Annotated in this window: 14 protein-coding genes; 9 read left to right on the top strand and 5 right to left on the bottom strand. The window is 50.9% G+C overall.

Annotated features, from left to right (window positions below; genetic code table 11):
* The 9 genes from ACPYIV_RS15690 to ACPYIV_RS15730 all read left to right on the top strand — a co-directional run bounded on the left by ACPYIV_RS15690 (position 1) and on the right by ACPYIV_RS15730 (position 9,213).
* Entirely contained in the window at positions 1-171 is a 171-nt protein-coding gene (locus ACPYIV_RS15690; RefSeq protein ID WP_425883934.1) for a hypothetical protein, read from the top strand.
* Positions 172-343: 172 nt separating this feature from the next.
* Positions 344-790 carry an HU family DNA-binding protein gene (locus ACPYIV_RS15695; RefSeq protein ID WP_299361817.1) on the top strand — a complete coding sequence of 149 codons (447 nt, stop codon included), beginning with the start codon at positions 344-346 and terminating at the stop codon, positions 788-790.
* Between the two features lie 139 nt (positions 791-929).
* Positions 930-1,418, top strand: a complete 489-nt coding sequence (locus ACPYIV_RS15700) for a pyridoxamine 5'-phosphate oxidase family protein (RefSeq protein ID WP_293738803.1) — start codon at positions 930-932, stop codon at positions 1,416-1,418.
* Positions 1,419-1,541: 123 nt separating this feature from the next.
* Positions 1,542-2,489 (top strand): serine O-acetyltransferase, encoded by a 948-nt coding sequence (locus ACPYIV_RS15705; protein ID WP_293738802.1) that lies wholly within the window; start codon positions 1,542-1,544, stop codon positions 2,487-2,489.
* A gap of 50 nt (positions 2,490-2,539) precedes the next feature.
* Complete coding sequence (locus tag ACPYIV_RS15710; protein ID WP_293738801.1) at positions 2,540-4,114, top strand: THUMP domain-containing class I SAM-dependent RNA methyltransferase; 1,575 nt, start codon at positions 2,540-2,542, stop codon at positions 4,112-4,114.
* Entirely contained in the window at positions 4,098-6,296 is a 2,199-nt protein-coding gene (locus tag ACPYIV_RS15715; RefSeq protein ID WP_293738800.1) for a S9 family peptidase, read from the top strand. The genes ACPYIV_RS15710 and ACPYIV_RS15715 overlap by 17 nt, the downstream gene beginning before the upstream one ends.
* A gap of 124 nt (positions 6,297-6,420) precedes the next feature.
* Positions 6,421-7,692 carry a phosphoribosylamine--glycine ligase gene (gene purD / locus ACPYIV_RS15720; RefSeq protein ID WP_425883938.1) on the top strand — a complete coding sequence of 424 codons (1,272 nt, stop codon included), beginning with the start codon at positions 6,421-6,423 and terminating at the stop codon, positions 7,690-7,692.
* A 73-nt stretch (positions 7,693-7,765) separates the two neighbouring features.
* The gene (locus ACPYIV_RS15725; protein WP_293738798.1) at positions 7,766-8,779 is read left to right on the top strand and encodes a hypothetical protein; all 1,014 of its coding nucleotides are present in this window, start codon (positions 7,766-7,768) and stop codon (positions 8,777-8,779) included.
* On the top strand, positions 8,764-9,213 hold the full coding sequence (locus tag ACPYIV_RS15730) for a YqaA family protein (protein ID WP_293732492.1): 450 nt from the start codon (positions 8,764-8,766) through the stop codon (positions 9,211-9,213). Before ACPYIV_RS15725 ends, ACPYIV_RS15730 begins: the two co-directional genes overlap by 16 nt.
* Here the strand turns inward: ACPYIV_RS15730 and ACPYIV_RS15735 are convergent, their stop codons facing one another.
* The 5 genes from ACPYIV_RS15735 to ACPYIV_RS15755 all read right to left on the bottom strand — a co-directional run bounded on the left by ACPYIV_RS15735 (position 9,214) and on the right by ACPYIV_RS15755 (position 16,358).
* Complete coding sequence (locus ACPYIV_RS15735; protein WP_425883940.1) at positions 9,214-9,927, bottom strand: DUF5036 family protein; 714 nt, start codon at positions 9,925-9,927, stop codon at positions 9,214-9,216.
* Positions 9,928-10,184: 257 nt separating this feature from the next.
* Positions 10,185-11,489, bottom strand: a complete 1,305-nt coding sequence (locus ACPYIV_RS15740) for a S28 family serine protease (protein WP_299361797.1) — start codon at positions 11,487-11,489, stop codon at positions 10,185-10,187.
* 4 nt (positions 11,490-11,493) lie between these two features.
* Complete coding sequence (gene queG / locus ACPYIV_RS15745; RefSeq protein WP_293732495.1) at positions 11,494-12,504, bottom strand: tRNA epoxyqueuosine(34) reductase QueG; 1,011 nt, start codon at positions 12,502-12,504, stop codon at positions 11,494-11,496.
* The gene (locus tag ACPYIV_RS15750) at positions 12,505-13,116 is read right to left on the bottom strand and encodes a polysaccharide deacetylase family protein (protein ID WP_293732496.1); all 612 of its coding nucleotides are present in this window, start codon (positions 13,114-13,116) and stop codon (positions 12,505-12,507) included.
* A gap of 2 nt (positions 13,117-13,118) precedes the next feature.
* The gene (locus ACPYIV_RS15755; RefSeq protein WP_299361788.1) at positions 13,119-16,358 is read right to left on the bottom strand and encodes a DUF2723 domain-containing protein; all 3,240 of its coding nucleotides are present in this window, start codon (positions 16,356-16,358) and stop codon (positions 13,119-13,121) included.
* Between the last annotated feature and the right edge of the window lie 32 nt (positions 16,359-16,390).

The raw sequence follows: 16,390 nt of genomic DNA on the forward strand, positions 1-16,390 counted from the left end.
ATGCAACCGTATAAAAATCATAAATCTTCGTATACGGAAATTTCTTTTTCTCTTTTGCTGGCTTTTGATATGGATTTGTCTGTCAAATATTTGGCTGACAAAATCCGGTATGCACGGATGGATTCGTTCGATTTTGCGGACCTGATGGAAAAAAGCAGTGAGGTGGAATAGTTGAAAGGTGAAAGTTGAAAGGTGAAAGTTGAAATACCGCTTGTCGCACCTTTCACCTTTCAACTTTCACCTTTCACCTGCCTTGTCTCACTGCTTTTTTAACGGTTTGCGGGTACTCTATCTTTGCAGTGTGATCAAAAACAAATTATTAATCATTTAAAAATTAAAGATTATGGCTTTGAAATTTAGAAAAGTGCAGAGAAAGGTAATGGTTGGTGAAGAGAAAGACCAAGTGAAAACGTATGCAGTGGCAAAATCTTCGGGTTATTGCGATATGGAAAAGTTATGTGAACTGATTTCTAACCGTTCGGCTATGTCGAGTGCGGATGTGAAGGCGGTTCTCGATTCGATGAACTGGGCAATGGGGCTGGAACTTCGTTCGGGTAATATCGTACAGGTCGGTGAATTTGGAAATTTCCGTATGTCGGTTCGCTCGAAAGGGGCGGCAACGGAAGATGAATTTAATGCTGCTAATATTACAAAGGCACGTATTGTGTTTACTCCCGGCTTGAGCCTTCGTCGCTCAAACAGCCAGGTGAGATTTGAAGAAGACGATGTGAAAATTGTGGCTGGTGAAGGAGCTGGTGGCGGAGAGGAAGAAAGACCGGGCGAACTTTAAAAAGATTACGACAGTAAAGGGGGTGGATTGACACCTCCTTTCTGTTTTTACAGGAGAGCGCAACAAATATATCCGGCAAGAGCAGTCTGAAAAAGATAAAAACTCGTATGTTTGTAGAGATAAAAAACAAAAGCGTAAAATGAAGACATTAGTACATACCGACAAAGAACTGATCGAGGCGATCATTCGGAAATGTGATATTTGCTATGTGGGATTGGCCGATACGGACGGAACTCCTTATGTATTACCGATGAACTTTGGCTATCGGGATGGTGTTATATACCTGCATTCGGCACAGGAGGGACGGAGCATCTCCATTCTGGAACGGAACCCGCGTGTCTGCATTACGTTCAGTACGGACCATGATCTCGTTTTCCAGCATCCGGAGGTCGCTTGCAGTTACCGGATGCGTTCCAAGAGTGTGATCTGTTGGGGGAAAGTCAGCTTTGAAGAAGATTTCGACAAGAAGACGGAAGCCCTGGATATCATTATGAAACAGTATTCGGATAAGGAATTCCGCTATTCCGACCCGGCAGTCAAGAATGTCAAAATATGGATTGTCGAAATGGACGAGGTGACCTGTAAGGAATTCGGGGCTCCGCATAATAAGTTGAAAGTTGAAAGTTGAAAGTTGTCGGGTGATTTGCCTTTTTGGATAAAGCGTTGTATGATGGGCAAATAATTGTCCATTGTCAATTGTTCATTTTCAATTTATTCTTACTTTTGTTGCCAAATACGATATTGCTGAATAATGGGATTGCAAAAGCATAGCAAGGTCTTGAATGATACAGTTGAGATGCTCTCGGACGAGGGGTCTTACCAGCAACTGTTTCATGTCTACCGCGATGAAGAGGCGCTACCCTCGGGTGAAGTGCTGAAAGAAATCATAGATTTGTGCCGGGCCATCCTTTTCCCCGGCTATTACGGGAATGCACGGATCAGCAAGCAGACCATCCGTTTCCATACCGGCGTAAATGTCGGAATGTTGCATACGTTGCTTTCCAAGCAGATTTATGCAGGGCTTTGTTTTGCCGATACTACCTGTGTCGCTTGCCCCGAAGAGAAGATATTTACCGAGGCGGAGAAACTGTCGGAAGCCTTTATCCGGACGCTTCCCGAAATGCGCAGCCTGTTGGCGACGGATGCCGAAGCCGCTTTTAACGGCGATCCTGCTGCGCAGAACATCAACGAAGTCATATTCTGCTATCCCGGTTTCCGGGCTGTCTGCAACTATCGTATTGCGCACCAGCTATACCGGTTGGGCGTCCCCTTCATCCCCCGCATGATTACTGAAATGGCCCACTCGGAGACGGGTATCGATATTCATCCGGGGGCGGAGATCGGGCATTATTTCTCGGTCGACCACGGGACGGGAACCGTTATCGGTGAAACCAGCGTGATTGGAAACCATGTCCGCATCTTCCAGGGAGTCAGTCTGGCAGGGGAGAAACTGCCACCCGACGAAAACGGGAATGCGATACGCGGTGTGCCGCGCCATCCGGTATTGGGCGACCATGTGACGGTCTATTCCAATGCGACGTTGTTGGGGCGGATCCATATCGGCGAAGGTGCTACGATCTGCGGTAACGTTTGGATCACCGAAGATGTTCCGGCAGGAGCCACCGTCAGCCAGCTGACGATTGACAAATGCCAGTTGACGGTTAGCGGAGTAGCTGAACAAAAGACAATTAATAATTAAAATAGAATTACTAATAAACGATGAGGAATCATTGTTAACTTTCACTTAAAATGAGCGAGACATTTGAAATGGTGGCCAAGACCCTTTACGGGTTGGAAGAAATACTGGCCGGCGAATTATTATCTTTAGGTGCCAACGACATACAGATTGGCCGCCGGATGGTTTCCTTTACCGGAGATAAGGAAGTGCTTTACAAAGCCAACTTCTGTTGCCGTACGGCATTGCGTATCCTGAAACCTATCTATCACTTTAAAGCCAAAGATGCCGATGCTGTGTATAAAGAGGTGAAAAAGGTGAAATGGGAAAACTACATGTCCTTAGACAAGACGTTTGCTATCGACTCTGTAATCTACTCTGAAGATTTCAACCACTCTAAGTTTGTTGCTTATCGTACGAAAGATGCGATCGTGGACTATTTCATGGAGAAGGACCAGAAACGCCCCTCTGTCCGTGTGAACAATCCGGATCTGTATATCAATATTCATATTTCACATAACGACTGTACGCTCTCTATCGACAGTTCGGGCGAGAGCCTGCATAAGCGCGGTTACCGTGTGGATCAGACGGAGGCCCCGCTGAACGAGGTGCTGGCTGCCGGTATGATCCTGAAAACGGGTTGGAAAGGCGAATCGAATTTTATCGACCCGATGTGCGGATCCGGTACGCTCTTGATCGAAGCAGCTATGATCGCTTTGAATATTGCGCCGGGCGTGCATCGTAAGGAGTTCGCTTTCGAGAAATGGATCGACTTCGACCAGGAACTGTTCGACCGTATCTATAACGACGAGAGCCAGGAACGTGAATTTAACTTCAAGTGTTATGGCGCGGACATCAATCCGGCGGCGATCGAGATTGCCGAAAAGAATATCCGCAGTGCCGGCCTGATGAAATATATCGACCTGAAAGTGCAGCCGTTCCAGCAATGCGTGGAGGCGCCGCAGCCGGGTATCATGGTGACGAATCCGCCTTATGGCGAACGTATTTCCAGCCGTGACCTGTTAGGGCTGTATAATATGATCGGCGAACGCATCAAACATGTGTTTACAGGCTATAAGGTTTGGATTCTGAGCTATAAGGATGAATGTTTCGATAAGATCGGCCTGAAACCGAGCGAAAAGATGAAGCTGATGAACGGCTCGCTGGAATGCGAATACCGTTGCTTCGATATATTTGAAGGAAAGAACAAGGATTATAAAAAAGCGTTGAACGAAGAGGGCGAAACGCGCTCATCACGTCCCGATGTTTCCGGTAAACCGTCTTTCGAGCGCCGTCCGGACCGTCCGTCCGACCGTCCGTCGCGTCCGAACTTCCGGACTGACCGTATGGACCGTCCCGACCGCCGTTTTGCCGCTGCCCATGCGGAAGACGATAGCGAACGCGCTCCGTTTGCCCCGGGCAAACGCTACTTTGGCGAAGACCGTGCAGACGGCCGTCCCGCCCGTAAGGATTTCGGCGGCAAACGCCCGGTTGTCAAAAAGCATTTCAAGGATGACGAAGATTTCGGGGGGAAGAAGAAGTTCGGTGACAAGAAATTCGGAGACAAAAAGTTCGGCGATAAGAAGTTCGGCGACCGTCCGGATAAAAAGCCATTCAAAAGGAGAGGTAAAGATGACTTTGAAGCTTAATCTTTTAGGTATATTCTGTGCCCTGGCACTTCTAAATCCGTTGTCGACAATGGGACAAGACAAACAGTTCACGTTGCATGACCTGATCCCCGGTGGAAAGACGCATAGCCACTTCGTGCCCCGCAACCTGAAACAGTTGCAGTGGTGCGGAGACACATATCTGTATGCCAAGGGCGACAGCATGATGAGTGGCGAATCGACGAAGCCGGAGAAAGTAGCCTTTACCCGCCGGCAGTTGAACGAAGCTCTTGCGGCAGCCGGCGCACAGACGGTCGGCAGTATGCCTTTCTTCTCAGTCCCCTATAAAGACCAGCCGGTGCTTGCCTTTAATGCCAAGCGCCACCGTTTCCATTATAACTTTGCGGAGAACAGGATCGTAAACACGTATGACCTGAACGGCTCCTGGGAAAACTTCGACTTTTGTCCGGCCAACGGCTATTTAGCTTTTACGGAAGGCAATAACCTGCAAATTCTTTCGCCGGATAATGCTGTCGGTATCGTGACAGACGAAACGGCCGGCGGCATCGTTTGCGGGAAATCCGTCCACCAGAACGAGTTCGGTATCCATAAGGGGACTTTTTGGTCGCCGAACGGTTCGGCGCTGGCTTTCTACCGGATGGATGAGAGTATGGTGACGGATTATCCGTTTGTCGATATTACCACCCGTACGGCGAAAGCCGAACCTCACAAATACCCGATGGCCGGGATGAAGAGCCACGAGGTGACGGTCGGTGTCTACAACTTGGCAACCGGCAAAACGGTCTGGTTGAAGACGGGATTGCCGAAGGAGAAGTATCTGACAAATATTGGCTGGAGCCCGGATGAAAAGAGCCTTTATATTGCCGAACTGAACCGGGATCAGAACGAGATGCACCTGGTACGCTATTCTGCCCTGACGGGCGAGAAAGAGGCGGACCTGTTCACCGAAACGGACGAACATTATGTCGAGCCGCAGCATCCGGTCCTTTTCCTTCCGAACCAACCGGATCTGTTTATCTGGCAAAGCCGGCGCGATGGCTATAATCATTTGTATCTGTATAATACGAAAGGCGAATTGTTGAAGCAGTTGACGCAAGGCGAGTGGGAAGTCCTGAACATCCTCGGCTTCGATGCCAAGGGGAAAGCGTTGTTCTTCTCTTCCACAAAGCCGTCGATGCTCAGTTCATCCGGCTATGGTGATGCCTTGTATGTCGGAACGTCGCGTTTAGACCTGAAAAAGGGAACCTCTTACGAACTGACTTCGGGCGGTTTGCAGGGCGTGCACAATACGAAGCTCAGTGCCTCCGGCAAATATCTGATCGACAGTTATTCCGCGCCGGATGTCCCGCGTGTGGTTTCGGTTATCGACGGGCAGAAGAAGGAAACCTTGCGGACTTTGCTGACGGCAAAAGATCCGTACGAAGGATATGCGATGCCGGAAATCGTTACCGGGACGATCAAGGCGGCGGATGGCGTCACCTCTTTGAATTATCGCCTGGTGAAGCCTGTCGGCCTGGATGAGACGAAGAAATATCCGACGATTGTCTATGTCTACGGCGGTCCGCATGCCCAGTTGGTGACCGGCGGATGGAAGAACGGCGCAGGCGGTTGGGATATCTATATGGCGCAACGCGGATATGTGATCTTCACGCTCGACAGTCGGGGATCGGCGAACCGGGGACAGGCTTTCGAGAGTGTTATCCACCGTAACTTAGGCGTGAACGAGATGGCGGACCAGGTAAAAGGTGTCGAGTTCCTGAAATCCCTTCCGTATGTCGATGCCGACCGCATCGGCGTGCACGGGTGGAGCTACGGCGGTTTTATGACAACTAACCTGATGTGTTCTTATCCGGAGATCTTCAAGGTGGGAGTCGCCGGCGGTCCGGTGATCGACTGGAGTAACTACGAGATCATGTATGGCGAACGCTACATGGACCGTCCGCAGGACAATCCGGAAGGCTATAAGCATGCGAACCTCAAGCTGAAAGCGGGTAACTTGAAAGGACACCTGCTACTGATCCACGGAGATATCGATCCGGTCGTTGTCTGGCAGCACAGCCTGGGCTTCCTGAAAGCCTGTGTGGATGCGGATACATATCCCGATTACTTCGTTTATCCCCGCCATCTGCATAATGTGATGGGCAAAGACCGCCCGCATCTGCATGAGAAGATAACGCGCTACTTCGACGACTACCTTAAATAATGGACGATTGACAATTAAGAGAAAAAAGAAAAATAATAGTAATAATAATTTAAAAGAAGATGATTGGGAAAGGGCAGTGACAAGCAATTGTCAATTGTCAATTGTCAATTGTCAATTATAAAAAATGAATATTCTTTTATTAGGCTCAGGCGGCCGCGAACATGCAATAGCCTGGAAGATTGCTCAAAGCCCGAAAACGGAACAGTTATTCATTGCTCCCGGTAATGCAGGAACCGCATTGGTGGGTACGAATGTAAATATCAAGGCGGACGATTTCCCTGCTATCAAGGAGTTTGCGCTGCAAAACAATATCGGCATGGTAGTGGTAGGCCCGGAAGATCCGCTGGTGAAAGGGGTGTATGACTATTTTAGGAACGATGCGGCCTTAGCCGGTATTCCGGTAATCGGTCCTTCGAAAGAGGGAGCGCAGCTGGAGGGCAGCAAGGATTTTGCGAAGGCGTTCATGATGCGTCACAACATCCCGACCGCCCGTTACAAGAGCATCTCTGCCGGGAATCTGGAAGAGGGATATGCTTTCTTGGAAGAACTGCAAGCCCCTTATGTGCTGAAAGCAGACGGCCTGGCTGCCGGCAAAGGGGTGCTGATCCTCGACACGCTCGAAGAAGCGAAGAAGGAACTGGGCGATATGCTGGGCGGTATGTTCGGCGACGCCAGCAAGACGGTCGTGATCGAAGAGTTTCTGGACGGCATCGAATGTTCCGTGTTCGTGATAACGGATGGCGAGCACTATAAGGTGCTTCCGGTTGCAAAAGACTATAAGCGTATCGGTGAAGGCAATACAGGCTTGAATACAGGCGGTATGGGTGCTGTGTCTCCGGTTCCTTTTGCCGACGAGGTGTTTATGCGGAAGATGGACGAACGCATTATCCGCCCGACCATCGAAGGGCTGAAAGCAGAGGGCATCGACTATAAGGGCTTTGTCTTCCTCGGCCTGATCAACGTGAAGAACGAGCCGATGGTGATCGAATATAACTGCCGCATGGGCGATCCGGAAACGGAAGTGGTCATGTTGCGAATCCAGAGCGACTTGGTTGAACTGCTGGAAGGCGTAGCCGAAGGCAATTTGGATAGCCGCACCTTGGTGCAGGACCCGCGTGCAGCCGTAACGGTCATGCTGGTGAGCGGCGGTTATCCCGAAGCGTATGAGAAAGGAAAGGTGATCAACGGCCTGGATAAAGTCTCTGCCGCGAACATCGTCTTCCACGCCGGGACAAAAGCGGCCGGCGGACAGATCCTGACTAATGGCGGCCGCGTCATCGCTGTCAGTTCTTACGGAGCCAACAAGGAAGAGGCCCTTGCCCAATCCTTCGCCGGCGCCAAGCTGATCGACTTTGACAAGAAATATTTCCGTAGCGATATCGGATTTGATTTATAAATGATTGTTGTAATGATAATTTGCCGGTAAGGGCTTACCGGCGAATCATCATTCACCTATCCTCAATTAAAGAATGCGAGTAGCCTATAATAAATACACCCGTCGGTTCGACTTTTCTGCGCCTCCGACATTCGTGCCGGTCCTGTTGGCGTGCATTGTCTGCTGGGTCGTCAGTTATTTGTATTCCGTAGGCTATCCGGTCTATGGCGAGGTGTCGGCTACTCCTCTCTGGAACGCGATTTGCCAGGCGTTGCCCGGTAAGGAATTTACGTATGTCATCGGGATGGCGCTGATGTTCGGGGGCGCTTTCCTTTTACACCGTGCGAACTATGTGCTGGTGCTGATACGGGAGAAGACGATGTTACCCTTCCTCTTCTATGTCCTGTTCATCAGTACGAATCCTGATTTCTTCCCTCTGAAATCGACTTCGGTCGGCGTTTTCTGCCTGATCCTGGCGATCTACCAGCTGTTTGCGACCTATCATGACCCCGAGGCGAGGGAAAAAGCCTACAGCGCCGCCCTGCTGATCGGCATCGGCAGCCTGCTCTGGATCCACCTGTTCTGGTTCCTGCCCTTGTTCTGGCTGGGGATGTACAACTTCCGTTCGTTGACGCCCCGTACTTTTATCGCTTCGCTGTTGGGGGTGGCGACAGTCTATTGGTTCCTGTTAGGATGGTGTGTGTGGCAACGGGATTTCACCCCGTTCAGCATTCCTTTCTCGACACTCTTTAAGGTGCGCTTTCTGGCGACGGACGGGATCGTATTGCTGGATTGGATCAGTATTATGGCGATTGCCTTGTTGACGGTTGTCGCATCCCTGAATATCGTCATGCACGATACGGAGGATTCGCTTCGTTCGCGCCAGTTCCTCTCGTTCCTGATCGCGATGTCCGTGTGGGCGTTCAGCCTTTATTTCCTCTATGAACAGGTGTCGGAAGAGTTTTTGGAAACAGCTTGCGTGCCTGCCTCTATCCTGATCGCCCATTTCTTTACGGTGACGCGGGGCAGGATTGTGTTTTGGTCGTTTTTTGCAACCGTGGCGATCCTGATTGCTACTTTATTCATTCGTTTATGGAATTTCTTATAGAATACGGATATATCGGCGTGTTTATCGCCTCATTCTTAGCTGCGACGGTTTTGCCGTTCAGCAGCGAGGTTGTCCTGACAGGCGTGCTTCTGGCAGGGGCGGCCTACTGGCCCTGTATGATTGCGGCTACGCTGGGTAATTTCTTAGGCGGTATGAGTTGTTACTGGCTCGGTATGCTGGGCAAGGTCGAATGGATCGAGAAATACCTGAAATTAGATGCCGTCAAATTGCAGAAAGTCCAAGACTGGATAAGAGGGAAAGGTTCCTGGATGGGCTTTTTCGTTTTCCTCCCCGGCATAGGCGATTTTATCGCCGTGGCGCTCGGTTTCCTCCGTGCCAATATCTGGATCGTAGCGATCTCGATGTTTCTCGGGAAGGCGATCCGATATTGGGTTTGGATGGAATTTGTCTACAAGGTGCAGGGGATGTTCTGATTAATCTACTTTGATATAAACCTTCGTATACACCTCGTTGTGGCGGGCATAGATGGCGTAGTTACCCCGTGTATCGCTCCACGATACCCACATACTTGCTTTCAGTACACCGCCTTCGGTCGATATCTGGAAGATTTCATCCAGGCTGCTGTCATAGCGGAACTCCGTGCCTTCGGGAAATTCATGGACGATTTCATCTGAGGAACCGCTCTGCACTGTCCCGATCGTGCTGTCGTAGGCCGGTAGCCCTTCGTCTTCCGGTTCGATCAGGGCAAAGCGGACGACAGCGCCTATCCTTTGCTCCTCCTTCATAATCTCAGAATCGACATAGAACTGGTAGTAGTCGCCGGCCAGCGCCAGTGCGAATTTCCCCGACGGGAACTGCATCACGGCCTCTGCCTTGAAAGCCTGGTAGAGATGTCCCGGCATTACGGCCGCCTGGTAAACCAATCCGCTGCCGATCTGGGGCGGGACAACCTTTCCCAACCCTTTCGACAAACCGATTTCGGCGATCAGGCATTCGTTCGTCTGGAAATTGTTTGCCGCATTGATGTAGATGTCCGAATTACCCAGCCGGGTCGTGCCGTTCTCCACATCGAGCATATTCAGGGTGGTTGCATTGTCGATTTCCGGCATCGAGTCATCATCCGAACAAGAGAAAGCCGCCAGCAGGAAGGCCGCCAACAGGAACTGAAATAGAAGATTCTTTTTCATTTTACTTTTTTATAATTTACAAGTTAGACAATAGGTGAAACACACACAAAGATATTTATATTTTCCGGAAAAGCTATTCTTTCCCTTTATATTTAGCCCGCCAATGGGACGCTGGTAGCCGACGCGCTCGATAGGCGTAGCCCCCAGCATCCGGGCGTAAAAGTGTGTATTCTATATTCATTTTGCTTGTATTTAAAGGAGGAAAATAAGATTCCAGCCTCCGGATTCGTTTGTCCGAAGATAAAAAAACGAATCTGCTACTCCGCCAGCCATTTGTTGATCTGCGTCAGAATCTTTTCCTTCATCTCTTCGGGCATATTGCCGATACGGGCGCGATGGCTACCGCCGGGCTGGATGTAGACCTGTTCGTTTTTCTTGCCTTTGAAGGCGGGGACGCGGGTGGCGCTCCACGGGTCTACCTCGCCGTAGATAAAGATCATCTTCGGATCGTTGTCGCGGAGGAAGTCGTAGACTTTGTGATAGAGTTCGGGGCGGTATTCCACCTTGCCGACCAGTTCACGCGGCAACATGATGCGGTTGAGGTAGCCTTTGCTGCTGTCGATCGTCAGGTAATCGCGGAACGGCTTCGTGTCGTAGCCGTAATAGCCTAATTCGCGGGCAGCCTGCACGAAGAAAGAGATGTTCGGCTGGTCTTCGGCAAAATAGTCGGGGCCGCTGATATCGACTAAGTGGTAAAACAGGGTCTTTGCATCGGACGTGAGCGGCGGGATCACGCTGGTCGGCGTGCCCCATTGCCAGAGGGCGAAGGGATATTCCAGCACGCAATAATCAAGCACTTCGGGCATCGGAATGCGAAATTCCAGCTTCTTGTCCCGGCAGAATTTTTCGAGCATCGGGACGATTTCATCCTTGCGTTTCAGTATTTCCGTCTGGAAGGCTTCGATCTTCCGGCGGTCCTTCTTCGTGCCGACCTTGCGGAGGAACGGTTCGTGGCGCCCGTCTTCCACGCCGCGGTTCAGGGGGGCGACGTAAGGGACGGAGAAGTCTACGTCGTCCGGGAAATAGGCGCGGTACAGGCAAGTGGTCTGGCCGCCTTTGCTGATGCCGGTGCTGACCCATTTGCCGCTATAGAGCTGCTTGAATGTCCGGTTGACATTGTGCAGGTCGTAAGCCGAGTTTTCAGCCGTCAGATACTCCCAGTTGCAGGGCTCCGGGGTCGATTCGAGGAAGTAGCGGTATTCCACGAACACCATATTGGCGTCGAGCAGCTTCGACAGTTCTTCCTGGTAACGCGGGTTCAGGGCATACGCCGCCCCGTAGCCTTCGGTCACCAATATCGTCGGACGGTCGAAACCGGCATGGGCGACGATCACACGCTGGGTGAACGTCCCGGCCGCCGGGTTACGATGGTCGACGGGCTGGGTGATGCGCACGAGATATTTCTCGGCATAATGGTCCGATTCCAGCTTCTCGATGCCGCTGATACCTTTCAGTTCTTCTAACTTCTTTTGTAACTCCTGGGCGTTGCCGGAGAAGGCGACTGCCAGCATAAACAGGAATGCAAGCAAACGCAGGGATAAGGTTGTCAATGTCCTTCTCATGGTATTAATCTTTTAAGTTATGTATGTTCCGTATCAATCCTTCGTATTTGGCTCTTTTGACTGCCGATTTGGCAAATATACGATTATATTCTTCACGGGAAAAGACCTTTAGATCCTCTTTTCGAAAAGAAAGTAAGGCCGGTGTCGGCCGGAAGGCCTCTACTTCGGTCGGGCAGGCAAAGCGGTTCCAGGGGCAGACCTCCTGGCAGGTGTCGCAACCGTAGAGGCGGTTTTCGAGGCGGGCGGCGAGGTGGGCGGGGATTTCGCCACGGTTTTCTATGGTGAGGTAGGATAAGCATTTGCGGGCGTTCAGCCGGCGGGGGCCTTCCAGCGCTCCTGTCGGGCAGGCGTCTAAGCAACGGGTGCAATTGCCGCAACGGTTCTTCTGCGGTGTGTCGTAATGGTCCGCTTCGAGGGTGGTGACGATTTCTCCTAAGAAGAAGAAAGAGCCTTTTCCGGGAATAATCAGGTTCGTGTTTTTCCCGATCCAGCCCAGTCCGGCTTTCCAGGCCCAATAGCGTTCGAGGATGGGGGCGGAGTCGGTGAAGAAGCGGGCGGCTTTTACGTCTGCCTGTCCCGTTCCCGCGCTTGACGCGGGATCGCAAAAGAACTGCCCGTTGCGATCCATACCTTTCCCGCCCGTTTCCTTGCGATCCCGCGCGGGGCGCGGGAACAGGGCGGTCCATAGCTCGCTCAACATCTCTTTGACGACGAAATGGTAATCCTTCCCGTAGGCGTAGTAGGCGATGTGGGGCGCTTCAGGCGGAAGTTTCTGCTCCGGGTAATAATTCAACGCCACGGATATGATCGTCTTGGCCCCTTCCACTAAACCGGCGGGATTGAGCCGGATTTCCCGGTGGTTCTCCATATACGCCATCCCTGCATGGTTTCCTTCCTTCAACCACCTGTCAAAAAATAAGGCTTCGCTGTCTGCGGTCGCCACTTGTGCGATCCCGCAGGCATCGAAGCCAGTTTCTTTTGCTTTCTCTTTTATATGTTTGGAGGAGAGGAGCATTTACTCAAAGACTTTAAACTCATACCCTTCCCCCAGCAACCATTCTATCGCCCGGGGCATCGCTTCGCGCATATTGCCTTCGGCTTTCAGCGAGTCGTGGAAGACGATAACGGAGCCGTTGCGGGTATAGTTCTTCACCACGTTGAAGACGCCGTTCGGTGTCATGTGCGGGCTGTAATCGCGCGTCACCACGTCCCACATGATGATCCGGTAATGCCTCCTGAGCCATACCACCTGCGGAAAACGCATGTGACCGTGGGGCGGGCGGAAGAGGTCGCTTTTGATATAGTCGGCGGCCTTTTCCACATTAGCTAAATAGTTCTTGGTCCAGAAGCGGATGCCCTGGATATGGTTGAACGTATGGTTACCCACACGATGTCCCCGGTCCAGTACCATCCGGTAGATGTCCGGATGCTTGCGGACGTTGTCCCCGACACAGAAGAAGGTGGCTTTTACGCCATATTTGTCTAATATATCCAATACCCAAGGGGTAACCTCGGGGACCGGGCCATCGTCGAAGGTGAGATATACACACTTCTTCTTTGCCGGAATCCGCCAGATTACCCCTGGAAACAGGACCCTGTAAAACCAGGGCGGTTGTTCTATAAACATATCTATTCCCTACCCACCGATTCGTAAGCCATACGGTAGTTGTCAAACTCTTCCTGGTATTTCTTATTGAATTCGGGGTTGTAATGCTTGTTAATTAACAATATCTGATTCATGATCTGCATATCCTGCAACAATTCAGATTCTACAGATGCCAACTGCATCGGGTTCAAGCGGAAGTACCAGTTGATGTTACGCATCATGTTCTCGGCAATGCCTGCAAATACTTCTTCTGCCTTCTCTTTCTGGCCCAGCACATAGTATAACTCACCGGTCGACAGAGCCGTGTAGTCGAGCGGAACGTTTTCCGGCGGCAGCACCTGCATACATTTATCCAGTACTTCCAATGCCTTGTCGTTCTTGCCTTCTCTTACCAATGCCTCTGCCAGCTTGTTGAACAGCATCATGCGGTAGCTTTTGCACATGCGCATTACATTCTCGTCGATGTAAACGCCCGGTTTATCGACGCCGCCCCATTTGAATTTGTTCATCACGTTGTCATACATCTTGTCGGTGTTGACTGCCTTGTTGGCATTTTTCGGAACGACCTGGTAAGCAAGACCGGTCTGTTCGAAGTAGCCGTCTAAGTTGACGAACTGATCCGGGCTAACCGTGATCGCGTAGTACATCGGACGTTCGAAGTTGTTGGTCTGCAACATGTCGAGGATCGTCAGTTCCTGTTTACCCAACGCATTCTTTCCGGCGAGGTTGATCATCATCTGGTCTACCATACCGTCTGTCTTGCCGCCTAAGATCTTGGCTCCGGCGACAGAGTCGACCTTGTAGTACAGTTTGTCGGCCGGAATATAATCCAGTTCCTGGTTGATACCCGGAATCTTCTTGAACTTCGGATCGTCGCTGCGGACAAAGTTCAGCGCTGTGTTCAAGTCGATCGAATCTTTTGTCAGCGGGAATACATAGGCCGCATCGCGGGTTCCTTGTATATACTGGTCGCGTGTCCAGGTGATAGGCAGCGGAGCGGACTCGTAAGCCTGTTTCTTCATCTGGTCGATGTACCAGTCGGTCTGCAGGTAGCTGGTGTTACATACGCGGACATCGGTGCGGACGCCTTCTACCTCCTGGGCATACCACAAAGGGAATGTGTCGTTATCGCCGTTGGTGAAGATGATCGCATTCGGCTCGCAGGATTCCAGATAGTTGGAACCGAAATCGCGGCAGACATAGCGTCCCGAGCGGTCGTGGTCGTCCCAGTTCTGTCCGGCCATCTGGATAGGTATGAGCAGGCAGAGCACGGTGGCCACCGATCCGGCGATAACCGGGTTCAATTTGCCGTATCGCTCCAATCCTTTTGCCAGTGCCGCGACACCGAACCCGATCCAGATACAGAACGCATAGAACGATCCGGCATACGCATAGTCTCGTTCACGCGGCTGGTACGGCGTCTGGTTCAGGTACAACACGATCGCCAGACCGGTCATGAAGAACAGGAAGAAGGTCACCCAGAAACTCTGGATCCCTTTCTGTCCCGAATAAGCCTGGAACAGCAGACCTAAGATCCCTAACAACAACGGCAACATATAATAGACATTGTGCCCTTTATTATTCACGATATCGAACGGCATATCTTCCTGCGGGCCCACCAGCACTTCGTCAATAAACGGAATACCGGTAATCCAGTTGCCGTTTATCACCTCGCCATTTCCCTGGATGTCGTTCTGACGGCCGGAGAAGTTCCACATGAAATAGCGCCAGTACATAAACTTCAACTGGTAGGAGAAGAAGAACTTCAGGTTTTCCGCGAATGTCGGTTTCATTACGCTCTTCATCTCTCCGCAATAGTTATATTTCACCGGTTGCCCTTTTACCTGCGCCCAATCCTTGTAGGCTTGTACATGGCGCGGGTCGGAACTGTACATACGCGGGAACAGCATGTTCAGTTCGTCGACATATTTATATTCCTGGTCGGTGCGGGACACATAATAACGGTCTTTCTCGTTTTTGTCTTTCTTGATCACACGGCTCCAGGTCGGTTCGCCTTCTGTCGTAACAGGTACGCAACTTCCTCCCTGGTTTTCGCGCTGTACTTCCGATACGTAGGTCTGCCCGTAAAGGAGCGGAGTCTTGCCATATTGTTCACGTGCCAGATAGGTACGCAGCGTAAAGATATCGCTCGGCGCGTTCTGGTTCATCGGTGTGTCGGCCGTTGCACGGATCAGCGTCAGTGCATACGAAGAATAGCCCACAACGACAACCATCAGGCAGACTAAGACCGTATTCAGTGTCTTGATATTCACCTTTTGGCTCTTGAACAGGTACAGGCTCAAAGCTGCAGTCAGAATGACCGCCAACACGTAACCGCTGCCGATAAACGGAATACCGATCAATACGATCGACAGGATGAATGCAATTTTCATACGTGTCGGATGGATCTCGTCGCGCATGGTTTCCCAAATAGACCAGATCAATACGCCAGCCACAATGATCACATAAGCAAATACTCCGGAATTGTAAGGCATACCTAATATGTTGACAAACAACAGTTCGAAATAACCGCAAACCTCGACCAATCCCTGTACGACACCATACATCATCAACGCAATAATAGCGAAAGAAACGAGCAGGGCAACCAACGTACCCTTCATTGTAGGATTCGGGAATTTCTTATAGTAATATACCAGCACGATAGCCGGGATACACAGCAAGTTCAGTAAGTGGACACCGATACTCAACCCCATCAGGTAAGCGATCAGCACGATCCAGCGGTCTGCATGTGGCTTGTCGGCAACAGCTTCCCACTTCAGGATCAGCCAGAAAACGACGGCTGTAAAGAGCGATGAATAGGCATAAACTTCCCCTTCCACGGCACTGAACCAGAATGTATCACTGAATGTATAAGCCAACGCTCCCACCAGGCCGCTACCCATAATGGTAATCATCTGGCCTAAAGAGGCCTCTTCTCCGTCTTTCACCATAATCTTGCGGGCAAGATGGGTGATACTCCAGAAAAGGAACAGGATCGTCAGTCCGCTAAACAGGGCAGACATCGTATTCACCATCTTTGCCACTGTGGCAGGGTCGGATGCAAGTTGTGTAAACAGGTTGGCCGTCAACATAAAGAACGGTGCTCCGGGCGGATGCCCTACTTCCAGCTTGTAAGCCGAAGAAATGAACTCACCGCAGTCCCAGAAGCTGGCAGTGGGTTCCATAGTCATCAAATAAACGGTCGAAGCGATCGCAAAAACAATCCAGCCCAACGCGTTGTTGATCAGTTTATACTTTCCCATACTTTGTATAAAGTGTAATAATTAATTGTCTA

This window comes from Parabacteroides vesiculifaciens (assembly GCF_049860805.1).
Classification (GTDB): domain Bacteria; phylum Bacteroidota; class Bacteroidia; order Bacteroidales; family Tannerellaceae; genus Parabacteroides.